This window comes from Rhizobium sp. P2_G2 (assembly GCF_056403555.1).
On sequence record NZ_JBFUFF010000198.1, the window covers coordinates 1 to 5,629 of the forward strand.

The 5,629-nt window shown below is 59.0% G+C and carries 5 protein-coding genes; 2 read left to right on the forward strand and 3 right to left on the reverse strand.

Annotated features, from left to right (window positions below; all coding sequences use genetic code 11):
* On the forward strand, positions 1-162 hold a 162-nt coding region (locus AC1D06_RS41545; RefSeq protein ID WP_477991309.1), incomplete at its 5' end, for a transposase.
* 227 nt (positions 163-389) lie between these two features.
* On the opposite strand, the gene AC1D06_RS41550 is transcribed toward AC1D06_RS41545, so the two are convergent.
* On the reverse strand, positions 390-686 hold the full coding sequence (locus tag AC1D06_RS41550) for a DUF4242 domain-containing protein (protein ID WP_477991305.1): 297 nt from the start codon (positions 684-686) through the stop codon (positions 390-392).
* Positions 687-699: 13 nt separating this feature from the next.
* The gene (locus tag AC1D06_RS41555) at positions 700-4,242 is read right to left on the reverse strand and encodes an adenylate/guanylate cyclase domain-containing protein (protein ID WP_477991306.1); all 3,543 of its coding nucleotides are present in this window, start codon (positions 4,240-4,242) and stop codon (positions 700-702) included.
* A gap of 78 nt (positions 4,243-4,320) precedes the next feature.
* Between AC1D06_RS41555 and AC1D06_RS41560 the strand changes: the two genes are divergently transcribed.
* Complete coding sequence (locus AC1D06_RS41560) at positions 4,321-5,019, forward strand: transposase (protein ID WP_477991311.1); 699 nt, start codon at positions 4,321-4,323, stop codon at positions 5,017-5,019.
* A gap of 118 nt (positions 5,020-5,137) precedes the next feature.
* On the opposite strand, the gene AC1D06_RS41565 is transcribed toward AC1D06_RS41560, so the two are convergent.
* A partial coding sequence (locus AC1D06_RS41565; protein WP_477991308.1) for a tetratricopeptide repeat protein occupies positions 5,138-5,629 on the reverse strand: 492 nt, incomplete at its 5' end.

Consider the following 5,629-nt stretch of genomic DNA (forward strand, 5'->3'; position numbering starts at 1 on the left):
TCCTTCAGCCGATGGGTCTATCGGCAAAGAAATCTCGTCGAACGCTTCTTCAATAAGCTCAAACAATATCGAGCTATGGCAACACGTTACGACAAGAACCCAGCCAATTTCCTTGCCGCCGCCAAAATCATTGCTACCCGCATCTGGATCAACGCGTTATGAGTCTACGGCCTAATATTTTCTGACTCAGTAGAACTAGTTTCTGCGCCGCCATTGCATGAAGAAGTGCGGCCTGCAGTGGATGACTGTCCCTGTCTCGACGGCTGGCGGAACGGGAACTGGAACAGAAGTAGCAGCACTCGCACGGGTGCTGCCACGAAACCGTTCGCCGGGATTTACAGTCGAGGGTTCGAAATCGAACAGTTCGCGAAAAGCCCCGAGCGTGCAATTCAATCGAACATCGTCGGGCTTAATTCACCGCCCACCTCGATGATAGCATCAGCAGGAAGGCCGTTGCGGCGGGCTGCGGCTCGGATGGCGTCGGGATTGGGCGCTTCGTAGAGGCAATAGGTTTTCTTTTTGTCGGCGCTCAGGAATGAAAATATCCAGGCGACGCCTTCTTCACCGTCCACGCGCTTGAGGCCCTCGATGTCCTCCTTCGTGAAATCCAGCTGGTTGGCAAAATTCCGTTCGATGATGTATCGCGGCATGACAATTTCCTTTCTCTCGACGGATGCGGATAACATTTTCAGGCATGCTTCATTGCAGGCTCGGTCTCAGCCGACGCTTCAAGCGATCGAGACGGAGGACATCGGCGGTCGTCCAGGCCATTTCCCATAGCCGCTCGGCACGTTCGGCCGCAGCCGGCATACCCCTCTGGCGCAAGGAAAGAGCATAGTCTGCCTGGGTATGCGCCAACCATAGCCGGCTCCCCATGGTGGCGTTCATTGCCAGCGCATGCTCGAAATGGGCGTCGGCTGAGGCGATATCGCCCATGGCCGATGCCAGCATGCCGAGAAACCTGCTCGCTGCACCATAGCAGACCGTAACGCTGCCGATCGTAACTGTCATATGCCGGTAGACAGACATACGTTGATAGATGTCTTGGGCGATATCGGCTTCGTTGAGGATGGATGCGGTTTCGGCGACAAAGCAGAGCGACGTGCTGTGCTTGGCATCGACGGGCATGTCGAAGCCGGTATCGGCAAGTTGCCGCAAGCGCCGCCGCGCCACATCGATGAAGCCCAGATCCGCGGCCACCAGCGCAAATCCCGGAAGCCATACGGTCTCGTCGGGATGTTCATCGAGAAAACGGCGCATCACCGGCGCCACCTCCTTCAACCGATCCTGCTCGCGGCGGATAGTGAACATCTGAATGCCATAGACGCCTTCCAGCTGATCGCCATGAGCCTGCCGGCCGATCGCTAGGCCTTCGCCTGCAAGTGCCTCGGCCTTTGCGAGATCGCCATCGAGAATGGCGAGCATCGCCGCGCCGTGACGCGCGACCCACTGATCCTGGATGCGCTGGCGTTCCTCACCGTAGCCGCTGAGCGCCTCGACCGACCGATCCATCCGTTCGCGCCGACCAAACTCCGCGCCGATATAGACATTCATCGTATGGGCCCGCATCTTGGCATCATCACTCTGTGTCTCGGCGAGCGTGATCAGATCGTCGAGCTCCTCCAGCCAACCGATTGCATCGGCTGCCGAAGCGATCTGCCGTGGGATCAGGAAACGATTGATCAGCAACTCGAACAGGGAGTTGCGATCGTTCAGTTTTCTGGCGAGTGCAATTGCGCCGACGTGACAGCGCTCCGCCGCGTCATGGTCACCGAGCAACATCTGGATGCGTGCCAGTTGCGTCAAGATCAGGCACCGTCGCACATCCTCTCCCGATTTCAGCATGGACAGGGCCTCCCCAAGCAACAGCACTGAACGCTCGGGCGACACGCTCGCCATCCAATGTGCCCGGGCCAGGCCCAATGCTGCCCTGACGAACAAGTCCGGATCGCTGTTTCGTCTCGCCGCATCCACGACCTGGGTGAAATTGGCGATCGCGGCAGCCTGCCGACCGGCGCGCTGCAAGGCCTCGGCGAAATAGAGCTTGACCTCCAGAGATTGCCGATGATCATCGCCGGTCATCACTGATTTTTCGACGATCGACAGCGCGTTAGCGAAATGATCGACAGCCTCGAAATTGGCCGAGCGCTCGAGTGCGCGTTCGCCAGCCTTGCGCCAATAGGGCAGAGCGAGGTCGTCACGCTTGGCCTCGGAATAATGGCGGGCGAGGAGTTCCGGCTGCGTGCGCACCAGATCGGGCCGCAGTCGGGCGATAGCATCGGCCGTTGCCTCGTGATACTGTCGGCGGGTACGGCTGAGCAGCGACTGATAGGCGGTGTCCTGGACCAACGCATGCCGGAAGACGAAGGACTGATTGGACGTGCCGCCTATCACGATGATTTGCGCCGCCAGCAGATGTCTCAGAGCTTCATCGAGCGGCGGCCCGCGCTGCGAACTGATTTCCGACAACAGGCTGCGATCGAATTCACGGCCGATCACTGCGGCGCACTGCGTCACCTCTTTGCTGGCGACGGGCAAGCGGTCAAGTCTTGCCATCAGTAACCCCTGCAGGCTGTCGGGGATATCGACGATCTCCGTCGCAGCCTTGCCGGCATCCAGGATCGAGCGGGTCAGTTCCTCGACAAATAACGGGATGCCATCGGTGCGCTCGGCAATCCTGTCGAGCAGCCGCTCGGAAACAGGTCCGGCGATCGACTCGACCAGTTCGCGCATTTGCGGACGAGCCATCCGCCCGATAGTCACTGTCGTGACATGTGATTGATTGGCAGCCCAGTCGGTCGTCCAATCTGGGCGGTGGCTGACCACCACGCAGATGCGAGCGGAATGGATGCGGGACACGACCTCCTTCAACAGTTCATTGGTCGACGGATCGATCCAATGGGCATCCTCGACGATCATCAGCACGGGCGCCCGGCGCGCCGCCAGCAGCGGACGGTTGACCAGCGTATTGGTGGTCGCCTCCTTGCGCTGTTGCGCCGATACCTCCATCGCTTGCGAGACTTCCGACAATTCGAGCGACAGTAGTTCCGCATAGATCGGTCTGACGCGCGCGGCGTCCTCGCCGTAAAGCGCGATCATTCGATCGAGTTTTTCGAGCCGCATGTCAGCGTCGTCCTCTGTAGCAAAGCCCGCAATCCGGCCAAGACGCTGGATCACCGGATAGAGCGCCGAGGTGGAGTGATAGGGAGAACATTGTAGCCGGATAAGCTCGCTCTCCTCTGCGCCAACGCGTTGGACCAAAGCTTCCAGCAATCGCGATTTGCCGATGCCGGCCTCGCCGACCAGCATCACCACCTGCCCCTGCCCGCCCTTGGCGAAATCCCAGCGATCGACCAGGATGCCCAACTCGCTTTTCCGCCCGACGAATTGGGAAAGACGCTTGCCATGGGCCGCGCCGAAGCGGCTTTCGACCTCCCTGGTCTTCGTCGCAGCGAAGGCTGGCACGCCATCCGCGAAACCCTTGAGCGATTGCAGACCGAGCGTCCGGAAATCGAAAGCGTTATGCGCCAAACGATAAGTGCTCTCGGCCACAAGCACCTGCCCCGGTTCCGCCGCCGCCTGCAATCGTGCGGCCAGATTGGGCGTTTCGCCGGCGATCTGCCCCTTGTCCAGCACGCCGCCATTGGCGAGATCGCCGACCACGACACGGCCGGTGCAGATGCCGACGCGCGACCTGAGCGCGGCACCACCGGGATCCGTTAGCTGCTCGACGGCGGTGACCGCCGCCAGGCCAGCGTGAACCGCACGCTCCGCATGATCCTCCTGCGCAACCGGCCAGCCGAAATAGGCAAGCACGCCGTCGCCCAGAAATTTCGCCACGTAGCCGCCGTAGGCCTTGATCGCTTGCGCTACCGTCTCTTGATAGACGGAGATCAGCTCGTGCATGTCCTCCGGCGTGAACCTGCCGGAAAGTGCGGTAGAGCCGACCATATCGCAGAACAGCACGCTCAGCAGTCGGATATCCGGACCGGCCTCATGCCTTTCAACCGCTGGCGACCCAGCCTCGATCGGGCCCGCTATCCCGCCAGCAGCCAGCTCTTCTGTTCTCAATTGGGAAATCGCTGCAAGAATTATCTTGCGGTGACCAAGCGAAACGCCGATCTCCTGAAGATCCGCCGCCTCTATATGTGGGAGTGCGCGCCAATCTATATCGTTATCGGCAAAGACTTGGATGTATTTGCCGAGACCAAGACTTTCAAGCCATTCCTCGACTGCGCGCATTTCAGCGGCCTCGCGCTGTGAATACCCTCAACATTACAGGGGCCGCTAGATGCGGGTCAATCAAAAAGCAATGATCCGCTGTTCACATGGCTCAATTCTCGATGGAAATTATGCGCCCAACCGGCTCAGTTCTGCGTGGAAACCAACAGCCAGGGAGAAGTGACGGCCGCCAAGCGTATGATTGAACGGTCCGGAGAGGTGTTCGACCTTTATCCGGCACTACTGGCAGCAGACACCGGGTATGGCTCAGCAGAGGTGCTTGGTTGGTTGGTGCACGACCACGGCATCGAGCCGCACATACCGGTCTTTGATAAGTCAGGCAGAACCGACGGCACATTCTCCCGCAAGGACTTCACCTGGGATCAACAAGGCGACGCATATCACTGTCCGGCAGGTAAGATGCTGAAGACCAGCGGCACCATCGTCAACGACAACCAACTTCTGTATCGCGCAAGCAAACGTAACCGCGGGGCCTGCGAACTGAAAGCGAAATGCTGCCCAAAAGAGCCCTCGCACGCAAGGTTCCGCGATCTATCCACGAAGGAGCGAGAGACATGGCTCGCGACATTGCCAAGACCGAAGCCTACGCCACATCCAGGCGGCAGAGCAAAAAAGATCGAGATGTTGTTTGCTCACCTCAAACGCATTCTCAAGCTGGATCGCTTGCGGTTGAGGGGCCCAAATGGCGCAAAGGATGAATTCCATCTCGCAGCCACCGCGCAAAACCTCAGGAAGCTTGCCAAACTGATCCCCACAACGATCCCCAAACCGGCATGAAACGGACTGGCCAATAGGAAAAAATGCCGCGATCGCCGTCGCCTCAAGACTCCTGGCAAAAACACGGCAAGTTTTTCAACGAAATCGGCCCAAAGCAGCCATCGGAATGAGCCTTTCATCAAATGGCAACGCCAGCTTTCCGCCAACCGTCAGCCCACAAGTTCTTGTCCGCGTCGGCCGCGAACACGCGAAGGGTGTTTTGTGCAAAAACCGTGGTGTCGAAGTCCGCCGGAAGGTCTGCGAGTTTGCGCTTCGCCTCCTCAATCCGGCCAAGTTGGGCAAGGGCAGCTGCCTGGTTCATGTTGAAGTAGATCGGTGGATCGAGTGGCGTTGTGCAGGCGTTGTACGACGCTTCAAATTGCCCCATGACAAAGTAGGCATCCGACAGGCAGAAATAATAGGCTGGGGGAAGATGCGGTTCGAACATGACTGCGCGTTCGATGAAGGCAAGACCTTCCGAGTGCCGACCCGCATAGGTGAAGGCAGACCCTCTGACGTACAATGTCTCGGAGTCACGGGGGCTGAGCATGTAGGCCATGTCAGAATACCGCAAGCCGTCCGCGGTATCGCCAAGCAAAATGTGGCACATTGAAACGCTGTTCAACACATA